16 protein-coding genes are annotated in these 14,962 nt (G+C 53.6%); 9 read left to right on the top strand and 7 right to left on the bottom strand.

Annotation, left to right across the window (positions count from 1 at the left end):
- Positions 1–40 precede the first annotated feature (40 nt).
- Complete coding sequence (locus ACKQAD_RS09235; RefSeq protein ID WP_409159881.1) at positions 41–1,237, top strand: MFS transporter; 1,197 nt, start codon at positions 41–43, stop codon at positions 1,235–1,237.
- A gap of 40 nt (positions 1,238–1,277) precedes the next feature.
- Here ACKQAD_RS09235 and ACKQAD_RS09230 read toward each other — a convergent pair whose 3' ends face one another.
- Together ACKQAD_RS09230 and ACKQAD_RS09225 are read right to left on the bottom strand one after the other, a co-directional pair.
- Positions 1,278–1,844 carry a DcrB family lipoprotein gene (locus tag ACKQAD_RS09230; RefSeq protein ID WP_409159880.1) on the bottom strand — a complete coding sequence of 189 codons (567 nt, stop codon included), beginning with the start codon at positions 1,842–1,844 and terminating at the stop codon, positions 1,278–1,280.
- A 185-nt stretch (positions 1,845–2,029) separates the two neighbouring features.
- Positions 2,030–2,707: a 7-cyano-7-deazaguanine/7-aminomethyl-7-deazaguanine transporter gene (locus tag ACKQAD_RS09225; RefSeq protein ID WP_409159879.1), complete on the bottom strand. Its 678-nt coding sequence runs from the start codon at positions 2,705–2,707 to the stop codon at positions 2,030–2,032.
- A gap of 216 nt (positions 2,708–2,923) precedes the next feature.
- Between ACKQAD_RS09225 and tusA the strand changes: the two genes are divergently transcribed.
- Positions 2,924–3,169, top strand: coding sequence for a sulfurtransferase TusA (tusA, locus tag ACKQAD_RS09220; RefSeq protein ID WP_409159917.1), 246 nt, complete (start codon positions 2,924–2,926; stop codon positions 3,167–3,169).
- A gap of 116 nt (positions 3,170–3,285) precedes the next feature.
- On the opposite strand, the gene ACKQAD_RS09215 is transcribed toward tusA, so the two are convergent.
- Positions 3,286–5,652 carry a zinc/cadmium/mercury/lead-transporting ATPase gene (locus ACKQAD_RS09215; RefSeq protein WP_409159878.1) on the bottom strand — a complete coding sequence of 789 codons (2,367 nt, stop codon included), beginning with the start codon at positions 5,650–5,652 and terminating at the stop codon, positions 3,286–3,288.
- Between the two features lie 91 nt (positions 5,653–5,743).
- The gene (locus ACKQAD_RS09210; RefSeq protein WP_409159877.1) at positions 5,744–6,373 is read right to left on the bottom strand and encodes a lysoplasmalogenase; all 630 of its coding nucleotides are present in this window, start codon (positions 6,371–6,373) and stop codon (positions 5,744–5,746) included.
- A gap of 193 nt (positions 6,374–6,566) precedes the next feature.
- Between ACKQAD_RS09210 and ACKQAD_RS09205 the strand changes: the two genes are divergently transcribed.
- Together ACKQAD_RS09205 and ACKQAD_RS09200 are read left to right on the top strand one after the other, a co-directional pair.
- Complete coding sequence (locus ACKQAD_RS09205; protein ID WP_409159876.1) at positions 6,567–6,887, top strand: DUF1820 family protein; 321 nt, start codon at positions 6,567–6,569, stop codon at positions 6,885–6,887.
- Positions 6,887–7,246, top strand: coding sequence for a DUF2500 domain-containing protein (locus ACKQAD_RS09200; protein ID WP_409159875.1), 360 nt, complete (start codon positions 6,887–6,889; stop codon positions 7,244–7,246). Before ACKQAD_RS09205 ends, ACKQAD_RS09200 begins: the two co-directional genes overlap by 1 nt.
- A 3-nt stretch (positions 7,247–7,249) precedes the next feature.
- On the opposite strand, the gene ACKQAD_RS09195 is transcribed toward ACKQAD_RS09200, so the two are convergent.
- Positions 7,250–7,519, bottom strand: a complete 270-nt coding sequence (locus tag ACKQAD_RS09195) for a DUF1145 family protein (protein WP_409159874.1) — start codon at positions 7,517–7,519, stop codon at positions 7,250–7,252.
- Positions 7,520–7,545: 26 nt separating this feature from the next.
- Positions 7,546–8,124, bottom strand: coding sequence for a 16S rRNA (guanine(966)-N(2))-methyltransferase (rsmD, locus tag ACKQAD_RS09190; RefSeq protein ID WP_409159873.1), 579 nt, complete (start codon positions 8,122–8,124; stop codon positions 7,546–7,548).
- A gap of 338 nt (positions 8,125–8,462) precedes the next feature.
- On the opposite strand from rsmD, the gene ftsY reads away from it, so the two are divergent.
- From ftsY to rpoH, 4 genes are all read left to right on the top strand, one after another.
- A complete protein-coding gene (gene ftsY / locus ACKQAD_RS09185) occupies positions 8,463–10,001 on the top strand; it encodes a signal recognition particle-docking protein FtsY (RefSeq protein WP_409159872.1) in 1,539 nt (512 codons plus the stop codon).
- A gap of 5 nt (positions 10,002–10,006) precedes the next feature.
- Positions 10,007–10,678 carry a cell division ATP-binding protein FtsE gene (gene ftsE / locus ACKQAD_RS09180; protein WP_225086445.1) on the top strand — a complete coding sequence of 224 codons (672 nt, stop codon included), beginning with the start codon at positions 10,007–10,009 and terminating at the stop codon, positions 10,676–10,678.
- Positions 10,668–11,636 carry a permease-like cell division protein FtsX gene (gene ftsX, locus ACKQAD_RS09175; RefSeq protein ID WP_409159871.1) on the top strand — a complete coding sequence of 323 codons (969 nt, stop codon included), beginning with the start codon at positions 10,668–10,670 and terminating at the stop codon, positions 11,634–11,636. The genes ftsE and ftsX overlap by 11 nt, the downstream gene beginning before the upstream one ends.
- 331 nt (positions 11,637–11,967) lie before the next feature.
- Positions 11,968–12,825 (top strand): RNA polymerase sigma factor RpoH, encoded by an 858-nt coding sequence (gene rpoH, locus ACKQAD_RS09170; RefSeq protein WP_409159870.1) that lies wholly within the window; start codon positions 11,968–11,970, stop codon positions 12,823–12,825.
- A 90-nt stretch (positions 12,826–12,915) separates the two neighbouring features.
- Here rpoH and panM read toward each other — a convergent pair whose 3' ends face one another.
- Positions 12,916–13,362, bottom strand: a complete 447-nt coding sequence (gene panM / locus ACKQAD_RS09165) for an aspartate 1-decarboxylase autocleavage activator PanM (RefSeq protein WP_409159869.1) — start codon at positions 13,360–13,362, stop codon at positions 12,916–12,918.
- Positions 13,363–13,766: 404 nt separating this feature from the next.
- On the opposite strand from panM, the gene ACKQAD_RS09160 reads away from it, so the two are divergent.
- Positions 13,767–14,879: a branched-chain amino acid ABC transporter substrate-binding protein gene (locus tag ACKQAD_RS09160; protein WP_409159868.1), complete on the top strand. Its 1,113-nt coding sequence runs from the start codon at positions 13,767–13,769 to the stop codon at positions 14,877–14,879.
- Positions 14,880–14,962: the final 83 nt, after the last annotated feature.

Raw genomic sequence — 14,962 nt, 5'->3', positions numbered from 1 at the left:
AACGTACGTCATATACGGACGTTAAGTGAGAGAATGTTCCATGCCAACACCGTCCCCATCCGAACCGTCTCTGAGTGGTCTGCGTCTTAATCTGCGTATCGTTTCCATTGTGGCGTTCAACTTCGCCAGCTATCTGAATATTGGTCTGCCGTTAGCGGTGCTGCCAGGGTATGTGCACGATCACCTTGGCTATAGTGCGTTCTGGGCCGGGCTAGTGATCAGCCTGCAATACTTCTCCACGCTATTGAGCCGTCCCCATGCGGGTCGCAGCGCCGATGAAAAAGGGCCGAAGAAAATCGTCGTCTGGGGGCTGGCTGGCGTCATGCTGAGTGGAGGGTTTTACCTGCTGGCCGCCTTTAGCGACGCCTCGCCAGTGATGACGCTATTGCTACTGTGCCTCGGGCGTATCGTTCTGGGGGCTGGACAGAGTTTTACTGGTACAGGCGCAACGCTCTGGGGTGTCGGCGTGGTGGGTTCCCGACACATCGGACGCGTGATTTCATGGAATGGCATTGCCACCTACGGCGCGATGGCGATTGGCGCACCGCTCGGCGTCTGGCTCAACCATATCGGTGGGTTAAAACTGCTCTCCGTGTGCATTATCCTGATCGCGGCGGTGGCGATTCTCTTCGCATTTCCGCGTCCGGCGGTGCAGGTGGCGCCGGGGAAAAAGATTCCCTTTCGCGAAGTGCTGGGGAAAGTCTGGGTTTACGGCATTATTCTGGCGATCGCCTCTGCGGGTTTTGGCGTGATCGCCACCTTCATCACGCTGTTTTATGCTGATAGAAACTGGGAAGGCGCCGCGTTAACGCTGACCATTTTCAGTTGTGCTTTTGTCGGCGCACGATTGGTCTTTCCTAACAGTATTCAGCGGTTTGGTGGGTTACGCGTGGCGATGGCCTGTTTTGTGGTTGAGATCGTGGGGTTGCTATTGGTCTGGGGGGCGACGCAGCCGCTGATGGCGGAAATCGGTGCATTCCTCACGGGGGCGGGCTTCTCTTTGGTGTTCCCGGCATTAGGTGTTGTCGCCGTTCAGGCTGTATCGCCGCAGAATCAGGGCAGCGCGCTGGCAACCTATACGATATTCCTCGACTTGTCGCTGGGTATCGTCGGGCCCGTGGCGGGCGTATTGATGAGTTATACCGGCATCGCCTCGATTTATCTGGCGGCAGCGCTGCTGGGTTTAGGCGGCCTGGCACTGACGTGGCGGTTGACTCAGCGCATGGCAAACGGGTAAATCAGCCACCGAAGTGGCTGCTATTTGGCGATAACACCGATTATTTCAGCTTCAGCGTGTGGATGATGCCTTCCGCTTCGGTTTGCGCCTGCTGCTGATTGCTGGCTGGCAGCGTGATCTGCAACGTCAGCAGTTGGTTTTCCACTTTGCCCAGCACGACAGAAGAATAAGCCTGCTGCCCGCTGCTGGTAATAATACTGTCGAGCTGTTGCAGTTTCTTGCCGTCAACGTCGATGGTTTTGTTGGTCACGACCTGGAGGTTGGCATCACGCGTGCGTTGCTGATCTTCCATACGCTGCGCCAGTACGGTCAGTTCTTCCGTGGTGTTATCGCCCAGAATCACGATGACCGCTTTCTGGCCATTGTCATTGGCGTAAACGTGCATGTTGTTCGCCTGCGTCCCTACTTTGCCGCTCTGGTCACGCATGTCGGCGGGCAGAGTAAACGCAATCTTGCCCTCCATTAATTCAATATTCTGACCTGCGCTGGCTTCTGCGGCAGGTTTATCTTGTGCGCCCGATTTTGCAGCGTCATCCGTTTTGCCATCACAGGCAGCAAGCAGACCGACAAGCAAGCCGACACCGAGGTATTTGATTACATTCGACATGGGATCCCTTTCTCTCGTTTTTGAACAGGTCATCTTTTGAAACAGGTAATAACAGTATGGCACCCTATTCAGATAGCAAAAACAAGCGTTTTGTTGTTGCAAACCGTTGTGGGAACCTGCGTTATTTTTACAAAGCGATGAGTGAATTAGCGGGAAAAGGCGGCGTGAATAGCCGCCAATTGGCATTAATGGTGGCTGCTAATGGAACGGTAGTCGGTCGAGTCTTTCTGCTCGCTCAGTCGTTTGAGTACCATGTTTAGCATCACGCCGTACATCGGCAAGAAGAATATCAGGCTGATCAAAAGCTTAAAGGTATAATCTACCATCGCAATTTCAACCCAGTTTGCGGCCATAAAGGCATCGGTGCTGTGATAAAACGCGATGAAGAAAAAGGCCAGCGTATCGCTGAAATTACCAAACACAGTCGATACGGCCGGAGCGACCCACCACGCGCGTCTCTGGCGTAGCCGATTGAAGACGTGAACATCCAGAATCTGACCCAGAACATAAGCCATGAAGCTGGCGCAGGCGATACGTGCCACAACGATATTCACCTGACTTAACGCCTCGAACGACTGCCACGATCCCTGATAAAACAGGGACGACACCAGATAGGAAATCACCAGTGCAGGCACCATCACGGTCAGAATGATACGACGCGCCAGCGGTGCACCGAAAATCCGTACCGTCAGGTCAGTCGCCAGAAAAATAAACGGGAAGGTAAACGCGCCCCAGGTGGTATGGAAACCGAAAATCAATACTGGGAGCTGGACCAGATAATTACTCGACGTAATGATCAGGATATGGAACAACGATAGCCAGATCAGCGCCGTAAGCCGCTGCTGGGGAGTAAAACGATACATAATGTGACCTTTTTGGTTATTGGGGTTAGGGAACCCAAGAGATAACGTGCAGATTTATGCTGCAACGCGGCGGCATAATACGCAATTGCTTTGCTAATGCAACGTGTTTTGCCAGGAAAGTATGGTTGTTTTATGCGCAAACGTTGTCGTCGCTTGCGTCGGGAAATCCTCAGCGTAAACTAGGGCGGTTTTTTGATTCCAGCACTGAGAACGTTGATGACCGATCCCTTTACCAACCCGGATAAAACCCTTGATGCGCAGGGGCTACGCTGCCCTGAGCCTGTGATGATGGTGCGTAAGACGGTACGCCAGATGGAAATCGGGCAAACGCTGCTGATTATCGCCGACGATCCGGCCACCACCCGCGATATTCCCGGTTTTTGCGTCTATATGGAGCATGAGCTTCTGGCGCAGGAAACCGAACAGCTTCCCTATCGGTATCTGCTGCGCAAAGGCCAATAATCATGCTGAGGTTTGTTATTAGGAGAAACACGGGGATGAGGTTCCCGTAGGGAGGCCTCACCCCGTGGTCGCTCCGTGTATCTCGATCCTTCAACCAACAGCCAGCAACGGTAATATCAGTCCCGTTTTCTCAGCAGCCGCAGGGCGTTAGCGGTGACCAGCGCCGTTGCGCCGGAATCGGCCAGCACGGCGAGCCACAGCCCGGTAATGCCCAGAATGCTGGTGACCAGAAAGACCGCTTTCAGCCCCAGCGCGATGGCAATGTTCTGACGAATATTATGCTGCGTTGCCCGCGACAGGCTAATCATGGCAGCCAGCCCGGTCAGACGGCTGTGCGTGAGTGCCGCATCGGCTGTTTCCAGCGCCACATCCGTCCCGCTTCCCATCGCAATCCCGATCGTCGCGGCTTTCATTGCTGGCGCGTCGTTGATACCGTCACCCACCATCGCGACGGGATGCTGCTTGCTCAACTCGCTGACCGCCGTGACCTTATCGGCAGGAAGCAGACTGGCGCGGTAATCGATCCCTAATGTCGCTGCAATCGCCGCCGCTGCGCGAGGATTATCGCCCGTGAGCATCACGCCTCGGATCCCCAACTGCTGCAAGGCATCCAGCGCTTCACGTGCATCATGGCGTAGGGTATCGCTGAGCGCCAGCAAACCCAGCAACCTGTCGTCTTCTTGTACGACTACGACGGTTTTCCCTTTGTTTTCCAGCGCGTCAATCTGTTGCAGCCAATCGGCGTCGAGCAGGTCGGAGGCAACGCGAGTCGGCGCACTGACCTGAATCCGTTTGCCGCCTATCGTGCCTTCAACCCCGACGCCCGCCAGTGCCTTACGGTTTTCCGCCAGCGGCAGGAATGTACTGCTGGACAACGCATGCTGAACGATGGCTTTGGCAAGCGGATGGTGCGAACCCGATTCCACCGCGGCGGTGCGCGTCAGCAGCGCCGTTTCGCTAATGCCTGCGGCGGGGATCACGTCCGTCACCTGCGGCTTGCCTTCCGTCAGCGTGCCCGTTTTGTCGAACGCGATGGTCTTGATGCTGCCCAGAGATTCCAGTGCTGCACCGCCTTTAATCAGCGCCCCACGGCGCGTGGCCGCAGCCAGCCCGGACGTAATCGCCGCGGGCGTTGAGATCACCAGCGCACACGGACAGCCGATTAACAGCAGCGTCAGACCGCGATAAATCCATTCTTGCCACGGCTGCGCCAGCAGTAGCGGCGGCACCAGAATCACCAACAGCGACAGCAGCATGATGGCCGGCGTGTAATAGCGGCTGAACTTATCGAGGAAGCGCTCTATCGGCGCACGGCGCCCTTCCGCTTCTTCTATCAGTTGCAGAATGCGGTCGATCGCGCTGTTGCCCGGTTGTGACACGACGCGCAATTGCACGACCCGATCGACACATAGGCTGCCCGCCGCAATTTTTTCACCGGGCGTACGCTCAATGGGAACGGATTCGCCGGTCAGCGCGCTTTCATCAAAACTGGCATCGTTATTCAAGAGCTCCGCATCGGCGGGAAGCCGCCCACCGGGTGCGACTTCAATCACATCGCCGGGAACCAGACTGGCGACAGGCACGAGACGCCTTTGCCCGTTGACGATTGTCGTGGCGTCTTCGGGAAGCAGTGCCATCAGTGCCGTTACCCCCCGTCGTGCACGGTTTGCCGCGTAAGACTCCAGGTATTCGCCCAGCATAAACAGCAGTAAAATGACCGTGGCTTCGGTGGTGGCGCCAATTAAGAGCGCCCCGATGGAAGCCACGCTCATCAGCGTTTCAATTGCGAAGGGGGTACCGGAGCGAATGAGCTGCACCGCTTTTTTCAGGATCGGAACCAGCCCGACAATCGTGGTCGCGATAAACGCGATCTGCCCGCCGCGCTCGCTGAGCAGGGAAAATCCCCAGCTTGCAGCAGCCAGCAGAGTGAAAAGTAGTAAGAAACCATATTCATGTACGAAACGACGTACGGTCGACGTATCGGATGGTGTGAGGGGGAGTGCGGTGTCCTGCAGGGTGAACCCCGCTTGATGAACGGCATGTTGAACCTGAGGGCGAATATCGGAGTAGGCATCAACAACCAGTTTTTCGGTGGCGAACAGCACGTTGGCCTGTTCAATTCCGGTGAGACCTTTTACTGCATTTTCGATTTTACGTGCACAACTGGGACAATCCATCCCGCTGATTTTCCAGCTGAAACGCTGGTTTGATCGGGGCCTATCGCTGTCTCCGCCGTCGGGGTCGTCTGAATCCGCGCTACCGCCGCCGTCTGACGAATGCTGCTCTGTGCCACAGGCGGCCTGTCCCACGGCGTCAGACACGTGTTTGGTTGAACAGCAGCTGTGGTCTGCGTGATTCGAATGCTGCGAGTGTTCATTGCAGCAGCTTTTGGTGTTATGTGTGTTACGGTGCGGCGCGTGATGAACGCCGCTATTGCAGCAGGCTGATTTCTCAGCGCTGTGGCTATGCTGATGAGAGTGCATCTCTTCCTCCTGTGTTAGTGATAGCGATTCTCATAAAGAACTGTACAACGCCGCATAATACGGCGCCAGTATTTCAGTTATGTCATCAACCTTAAAAATAGAGAGAGCGAACGATCAGGAAGTGACCGCCAAAATAGCTCGCCGCCACCATCGCCTGATGGGCGCGGAACGGGAAACGATAGTGGTGAATCAGCCAGGCAGCATGGGCGATAAACAGCAGTACGGTACCCGTCAGCAAAGAGAAATTCGCGTTTGTCCCCAGCGCAAAATACCGCTCACCGGCAATCCAGACCATCATTGTCGTCATGATGATAAACGCGCAGGCGGGCCAGCGCTGTGCTTCCAACCGTCCCCAGATAATCGCGATCAGGATCGCGGCCAGAATGACGAGCGTTAATGCCAGCGGCCAGAAGAATGTGAGCGCGATTTGTCCGGTAAAAAAGCTAATGGTGTATAGCAGATGGGAGAGGAAATAAGCGCCAAACGCGTAAAGCAAACGCTGGGTTGGCAGCAACAGCAGGGTGTCTGCGACCAGTGTTGCCAGCAGCCCCAGCACAATCAGATAGCCCGGCACGCCGAGCAGCGGCGTCTGCCAGGCAAGTGCCAGCAGCAATAGCATCGTGACCGGTTTGAATAACCAACGCTGCCACGTTGGTCCACGGTAGCTGGCATCCACATACAACCAACCAGAAAAAAGCACAGCAATAAATGACCAAAGCATAGCGTGTCCTTTTTGTGTTTTTGTTTGTGTCAGAATAAAGATAAGCCGTTCTTTATTCAGTGTAGGGGATTGTGAGGAAGTTAAACAACATAGGGGCGAGACGGATGCGCCTTCTGTGAGCTTCATGTTATGTTGTCGCCTGTTTTTATTGTAGATGGGCGCCGTGAAGTCTCTGAAGGGAGCATTGTGTTGAATGAGTAATGAGTCCTCGCTTTATCGTATTCAATTTATAAACAACGGTAAGAATTACCAGCTTTACGTGCGTGAGCTGGTTCAGAGCAGCCTGTTCGGCTTTATTGAAATTGCCGACTTCGTGTTTGATAGCCAGTCTGCGGTATTGGTTGATCCGTCAACGGAGAAACTGAAAACGGAATTCTCCGGCGTGAGCCGCAGTTTTATTCCTCTACAGGCGATCATTCGCATTGATGCGGTGACGGAAAAAGGCAGCGCCCGTATTTCTGATTTAGGCGCTAACGTGACCGCGTTCCCTTATCTTCCCGGTAAGAAACCCTGATGAATGACTTCCCCTGGCTGTTGGTGTTGGCCGTTGGCGCGATTCTGGTGCTGGCGGCGCGGCAGTATCGACGCCAACGTGAGCGGGAAGCGCAGAATGATGCCGCTCCGCTGCGTATTGTGGCCGCAGAGGTGAAACACAAACGCGAATTTCCCCGTCATCGTCGTCGTGCGCGTGAGCATCAGGGGATGGCTGTCGAGGACATGCTTTATGAGGTTACGTTCAGGCCGATTGTCGGCGGCGCAACTATCACGCTGCGCCTTGAGAACGCGGATTATCACCAGCTTGATACCGGTATACAGGGATCGTTGCAGCTAAAGGGCACGCGCTTTATCCGCTTTGTGCCCCAGCAGAAGTAGCGGTTACGGCTTAGGCTGCTTTCTCTGCCACGCCAGCAGTTCAAACACGCCAAAAAGAAAAATACGAGCCTGAAGCGCGCGGTTCAGCGCAGGATTGTCTTTCGGCTGGCTGGATTTTAGCAGCAGTAGTTGGAAACCATGCATCAGGATCATAAACACCATCGCCACGGTCATGAAGATATTTAACGGCCTGGGAAACGGCTGAACCAGGTTAAGCAACAAAAATCCCCACACGCCCAGCATCAGTAGCCTGCCAAGGTTAATCAAAATCATCTCTTACCCTTACGCTGCTGCGAAGATCATTGACGGATGTATAAACGATAGGCGACCTGACCCGCAATTTTCTCACGGTGCAGTTGCCAATTCTCCGGGATGGTCAGTTGCGCATTTTCCGCCTCGGTTTCCACGTAAATCCATGCGTCTGGCGTCAGCCAACCCTGTTGTTCCAGCAGGGCAAGCGTGTTGTTCAGCAGCGCTTTGCGAAACGGCGGATCGACAAACACGACCTCAAACGGCGTACCCGGCCGCTGCGCCAGCCAGCTCAGGGCATCTGTATTGACCACCTCGGCATTTTCCGCCCGCAGCAGCGCCAGATTTTGCGTTAATTGCTGGGCGACTGCACGTTCCATTTCCAATAATGTGGCGTGAGCAGCATAACGGGATAAGGCTTCCAGCCCAAGCGCGCCGCTGCCAGCAAAGCAGTCCAGACAGCGTGCCTGTTGAATGATGGGAGCCAGCCAGTTAAACAGCGTTTCCCGCACGCGATCGGTGGTGGGACGTAAACCGGGACTATCAGGAACCGGAAGTTTTCTGCCGCGCCATTGACCACCGATGATTCGGATTTGTCCGGCGGCTGACGATGCAATTTTTTTAGCCATAGCTCACAGGGTTATTGTTGTGCCGCATCATCATAGGTGGATACGGGCAGAAATTTCTGGCGCTATTCTAGCGGCGGTTACGTGTCGAGGGAATGTTAAGATGGATGTTAAGGCGTTTAAGCCAAAATTTTGTGCGGTCTGCTGTCTTCCGGTAACGCGCGGCGTTTGACACACTTCGTTACGGACATTGCCTTTCGTTACGAAGATTGCAGCTAACGAGTCGCATTGTCTGCCATTGCCTCCGTGTTGCTGTCGGCAGGAAAGTGTTAAACTTGTTGTTTAAATATGATTTTCATTGATTGATTCGCTGCGGTGAGCAGCGTGGAGCGCGATCGCACATGTCAAAAGAAAAGAAGCGCGGTTTTTTTTCCTGGCTGGGATTAGGGAAACAGGAAGAAAAACAACAAGAGCAGCCGCAAGAGAAGCCGATTGTTCAAGAGAAGATAGTTGTGGAAGAACAGCCGTCAGCGGCGGAGTTGGATGCCGCAGCATCGGCTCATCAGACCGTTGAGCACGCGCCGGAACTGGTAGCGAAACCACTGCCGGAAGAGCCTGTCTTTGAAGAAAAGATAAAGGCTGAAGAAGCGCCAAAGGTTGAAGCGGAAGCGCTGACCCAATCGGTCGCTGAGCGTGATGTTACCGCAGCGGCAGACGAGTCGGCCCTCGCTGTCCCGGAAGCTAACGTTTCTGAACCTATTACCTCTGAACCTATTATCTCTGAACCTGTTGTTTCTGCCCCCATCATTACCCCATCAGACGATCGTGATTCGTTCGATCATGATGTTATCGATCGCGGTGTCGCCGATCCGATCGTTGAGAGTGAGATCGCCGAAAGTACGACAGTGTCTGACGCGGAGCCGGATGTCGCGCAGCAGGAAGAACGAGCATACGAAGAACAAGAACCTACGCAGCCAGAGGATGTTCTGGTTGCTGCACAAGAGCAGGAACGTCCCACTAAAGAGGGGTTCTTCGCGCGCCTGAAACGCAGTCTGGTAAAAACACGCCAGAATCTCGGTTCAGGATTTATCGGATTGTTTCGCGGTAAGAAAATCGACGACGATCTATTTGACGAGCTGGAAGAACAACTGTTGGTCGCGGATGTCGGTGTCGAGACGACCCGCAAGATCATCACCAGCCTGACAGAGCACGCCAGTCGCAGCCAGTTGAAAGATGCTGATACGCTTTTTGTGAAGCTGAAAGACGAAATGGCGGAGATTCTTGCTAAGGTGGACGCCCCGCTGAATATCGAAGGCAAAACGCCTTATGTCATTCTGATGGTGGGTGTTAATGGCGTGGGCAAAACCACCACCATCGGGAAACTGGCGCGCCAGTTCCAGGCGCAGGGCAAATCCGTGATGCTGGCGGCGGGGGATACCTTCCGCGCGGCGGCGGTTGAGCAGCTTCAGGTCTGGGGACAGCGCAATAACGTGGCAGTAGTCGCGCAACATACGGGTGCAGATTCAGCATCGGTAATTTTTGATGCGATTCAGGCGGCAAAAGCGCGCGGTGTTGATGTCCTGATTGCGGATACCGCCGGTCGCTTGCAGAACAAAGCGCACCTGATGGAAGAGCTGAAAAAGATCGTGCGCGTAATGAAGAAGCTGGACGAAGACGCGCCGCATGAAGTCATGCTGACGTTGGATGCGAGCACAGGTCAGAACGCGGTGAGTCAGGCCAAATTGTTTAATGAAGCGGTTGGGCTGACTGGCATAACGTTGACTAAGCTGGATGGTACCGCGAAAGGCGGGGTGATCTTCGCCATTGCTGACCAGTTTGCTATTCCTATCCGCTATATTGGGGTGGGGGAAGGCATTGATGATTTACGGCCCTTCAAGGCCGATGATTTTATTGAGGCACTTTTTGCCCGAGAGGATTAAAACGGATGATTCGTTTTGAACAGGTCAGTAAAGCTTACCTCGGTGGGCGTCAGGCATTGCAAGGGGTAGATTTCCATCTGCGCCCTGCGGAAATGGCGTTCCTGACTGGCCATTCCGGCGCAGGGAAAAGTACCCTGCTGAAACTGATTTGTGGCATTGAACGTCCCAGTGCGGGTCAGATTTTGTTTGGCGGTCACAACATTAGCCGCCTGAAAAAACGTGAAGTCCCGTTCCTGCGGCGTCAGATCGGCATGATCTTTCAGGATCACCATCTGCTGATGGAACGTACAGTTTATGACAACGTCGCGATGCCGCTTATCATCGCGGGTGCCAGCAGTGAGGATATCCGTCGTCGCGTCTCCGCCGCACTGGACAAGGTGGGTCTGTTGGATAAAGCGAAAAACTATCCTATCCAGCTGTCCGGCGGTGAGCAGCAGCGCGTCGGCATTGCGCGTGCGGTGGTGAATAAGCCCGCAGTCTTGCTGGCGGATGAACCGACCGGCAACCTGGACGATGCGCTGTCAGAAGGCATTTTGCGCCTGTTTGAAGAGTTCAATCGCGTTGGCGTCACCGTCCTGATGGCGACGCATGATACCGGGCTGATCGCCCGCCGTAATTACCGTGTGCTGACGCTGTCGGATGGCCGCATGGTGGGGGGAAACCACGATGGCGAATAACGTCCGTAATGCGAAAAAGCCTGTCGCGAAAGCCAAAGCGCTGCGCGGCGGTTGGCAGGAACAGTGGCGCTATGCCTGGACGAATACGCTGGCGGATATGTTGCGCCAGCCGCTGGCGACGTTCCTGACCATCATGGTCATCGCTATCTCTCTGGCATTGCCCAGCATCTGCTATCTGGTGTGGAAAAACGTCAGTCAGGCTGCCTCGCAGTGGTATCCCTCACCGCAGTTGACGGTGTACCTGGATAAATCGCTGGACGATAACGCGGCGCAGGCGGTGATCACGCAACTTCAATCTGAAGAGGGCGTGGATAAGGTCAATTACCTGTCGCGCAACGAAGCGATGGGGGAGTTCCGTAACTGGTCTGGTTTTGGTGGCGCCCTGGATATGCTGGAAGAGAATCCTCTGCCAGCGGTAGCCATTATCACGCCGAAATTGAGCTTTCAGGATTCCAACACGCTGACGACGCTGCGCGATCGGGTGGCAGCGACGCAAGGGGTCGATGAAGTACGGATGGACGACAGTTGGTTTGCTCGGCTGGTGGCGCTGACCAATCTGGTTGGACAAATCTCCGCGACGATTGGCATCCTGATGGTGATTGCCGTCTTTTTGGTGATCGGCAATAGTGTGCGCCTGAGTATCTTTAGCCGTCGTGAAACGATCAACGTGATGAAGTTGATTGGTGCGACAGACGGCTTCATTCTGCGCCCGTTCCTGAACGGCGGCGCGGTGATGGGGGTGGGCGGTGCGCTGCTATCGCTGATTCTATCGCAGGCGCTGGTCTGGAAGCTGGATACGGTAGTTGCACAGGTCGCCTCCGTCTTTGGTACGACGTTCGCTGTCAAAGGGCTGAGCTGGGATGAATCCCTGCTGCTGCTGTTAGTGGCTGGCATGATTGGCTGGTTGGCCGCCTGGCTGGCAACGGTGCAACATTTACGCCGCTTTACACCGCAGTAAGCGTTTTCTGGTATCATTATCCCCTGTAATTCAGACCGTATTGCAGGGGAAATCTCCTCAGCGACATCTCTGCTTTGCGCTTCCCGCGATGTTTTCCCCTTGGTTTCTGGTGCGTTAACGGTTCGTTTTTCCCCGCTTGATCTCTGGCATGGGGTGAATAAAATGATAGGAACTTGCGAGCGAAATCACAGTCTGAATAGACAGCGTTTAGGATTTGAGTCAATACGCTTTTAAGATGCCGTGTGTTGCCATTTTCGCGCAAAACACGGCGGCAAAGCAGTGCTAAGATAATCGACTGCAATATGACGAGTAGAGCAACTGAGAGGGTTGAATGACCAAAGATATGCAAACTTTCGCTTTAGTTCCCCAGGGCAGTCTGGAAGGGTATATTCGTGCCGCCAATGCCTATCCGATGCTGACGGCGGAGGAAGAGCGGGCGCTGGCTGAACGGCTGCATTATCAGGGCGATCTGGATGCGGCTAAGCACCTGATTCTGTCACACCTGCGTTTTGTTATTCACGTTGCCCGTAATTACGCCGGCTACGGTCTGCCGCAGGCGGACTTGATTCAGGAAGGGAACATCGGCCTGATGAAAGCGGTACGTCGCTTTAACCCTGAAGTGGGCGTGCGTCTGGTCTCTTTCGCCGTGCACTGGATCAAAGCAGAAATTCATGAATACGTGCTGCGTAACTGGCGTATCGTGAAAGTCGCGACCACAAAAGCGCAGCGTAAGCTGTTCTTTAACCTGCGCAAGACGAAAACGCGCCTCGGTTGGTTTAATCAAGACGAAGTCGAACTGGTGGCACGTGAACTTGGCGTGACCAGCAAAGATGTGCGCGAAATGGAATCCCGCATGGCGGCGCAGGACATGACGTTCGATCCCACGCCGGAAGAAGATTCGCACGATGGTAAGGCGATGTCGCCGATGCTTTACCTACAGGATAAATCGTCTGATTTTGCCGATGGCATCGAAGAAGATAACTGGGAAACGCATGCGGCGGATAAGCTCACCTATGCGCTGGAAGGTCTGGATGAGCGTAGTCAGCATATCATTCGCGCGCGCTGGCTGGATGATGACAACAAATCCACCTTGCAGGAACTGGCCGATGAATACGGCGTTTCCGCAGAGCGCGTGCGTCAGTTAGAAAAGAATGCGATGAAAAAACTGCGAGCGGCGATAGAAGCCTAATTGCGCTTATCGTCTCTTTCTGTAGCGACCGGGTAATGCCCGGTCGTTTTGTTTTTTGTCTGCTGTGAATGTCAGGCTGTAGCACTTTATTTATGGTTTATTTGGATTGATCTCGTCAAGAATCAGCCGCGTTTCTTTCCTGCGAATATAGCGCCAACCGCCGGATACCGGTGAGAAACCGCAGGAAACCATAAACCGCGCCAGCACTTCCTCTTTGATTGCGGCATGATTTGCCGTGGCCAACCACCATTCGTTCACTTCAGGCAATTGACGACGCGCTTCATCAATCAGAAACTGTCCTATACCCCGCCGCCTTGTGACTTCACGTACCATCAGATCACTCAGTTCCGCGTAGTCCCCTGCAATTTCGACCAGCATACCTCCAAGTAACCGATCGTTAAAACGAGCGGCAAAGAGTCGTCGAGTCGGTTTTAGTCCTGCTTCTAATAAATCAATGTTTTGATGCGGCCAGATTTTTTCCAGGTCAATTTTGTCCTGGGGGCTGAATTGGGTGAGGCATTCAACGGTGAGTTTCATTTTTATCGGCACTCCATCATATGAGTGAAGAATAATGTAGTTGTTTTGTAGTAGATCAGTTGTGTAATTTGATCGCTATGGTTAATAGGTCAAATGTTTTTCTTGTTCTTTGTTTTTCGAGTAATCCATCAACAATTAATGCATAAAGTAGAATGTATGACTATATATAAATTAAATTCTGGATTTTTAATCTAGTGTTTTGTGCTGTTTGCTCCGCTTGTTTCTGACAGTGTGAGTTGATTTGCAGCATAATATTCCTGTTTAATAATATGAAAAATAAAGCCTTATTAGAAATCATTACTAATAATAACCTAAGCCTTTCTTACTTATAAGAAAATAGCGGGTTATGGCAGAAGGCGGTCAGGTTTTCGGCAATATCCATAATGACAGATGGGGTAAAAAGAATGAAATTCAGTAAAGGTAAAGTATTGCTGATGGGTTGTATGGCTGTGGCGTTTAGCCATGCGGTCAATGCTGCCGATATTAAGGTTGCGGTTGTTGGCGCAATGTCTGGCCCGGTTGCCCAGTATGGCGATATGGAGTTTATTGGCGCGCGTCAGGCTATTGCGGATATCAACGCAAAAGGCGGCATAAACGGTAACAAACTGGTTGGCGTTGAATATGATGACGCGTGCGATCCCAAGCAGGCGGTTGCCGTAGCGAACAAGATCATCAATGACGGTATCCGTTATGTGATTGGCCATCTGTGTTCCTCCTCTACGCAGCCTGCGTCTGATATTTATGAAGAAGAAGGTGTGATCATGATTACGCCTGCGGCAACCAACGCCGATCTGACCACGCGCGGCTACAAAATGGTGCTACGTACGACGGGGCTGGATTCCGATCAGGGACCTACCGCGGCCAAGTACATCGTCGAAACCATCAAACCTCAGCGCATCGCTGTCGTTCATGACAAGCAGCAATATGGCGAAGGTCTGGCCCGCTCTGTTCAGGATAGCCTGAAAAAAGCCGGTGCGAATGTTGTACTGTTTGAAGGTGTGACGGCGGGTGACAAAGATTTCTCTACGCTGGTTGCCCGTCTGAAGAAAGAGAACGTCGATTTCGTCTATTTCGGCGGCTACTACCCGGAAATGGGGCAAATTCTGCGCCAATCGCGTCAGGCTGGCATGACGACCAAGTTCATGGGGCCGGAAGGCGTGGGTAACTCCTCGCTGTCCAACATCGCGGGCGATGCGTCTGAAGGCATGTTGGTCACGCTGCCGAAGCGTTACGATCAGGTGCCTGCTAACCAACCGATTGTGGATGCGCTGAAAGCCAAGAAACTGGACCCAACGGGTCCGTTCGTCTGGACGACCTATGCCGCGCTGCAATCGCTGACCACTGCGATGACACGTACGGGGAGCGATGAGCCAGAAAAACTGGTTGCGGATCTGAAAGCGAAATCCGTGGATACCGTAATGGGACCATTAAGCTGGGATGCAAAAGGCGACCTGAAAGGGTTTGAATTTGGCGTATTTGAGTGGCACAAAGACGGTACGTCCAGCGCAGTGAAATAATCACCATGCCGTAGGCGGGTAACGGATGAATGTGCCGTTGTCTGCCTCTTCGGCGCGAGGAGCATTCTCCGCCCTCTGCGTGT

This window comes from Pectobacterium artocarpous (genome assembly GCF_046159765.1).
Taxonomy (GTDB): Bacteria; Pseudomonadota; Gammaproteobacteria; order Enterobacterales; family Enterobacteriaceae; genus Pectobacterium.
This window is presented reverse-complemented; position numbering and strand designations above follow the sequence as displayed.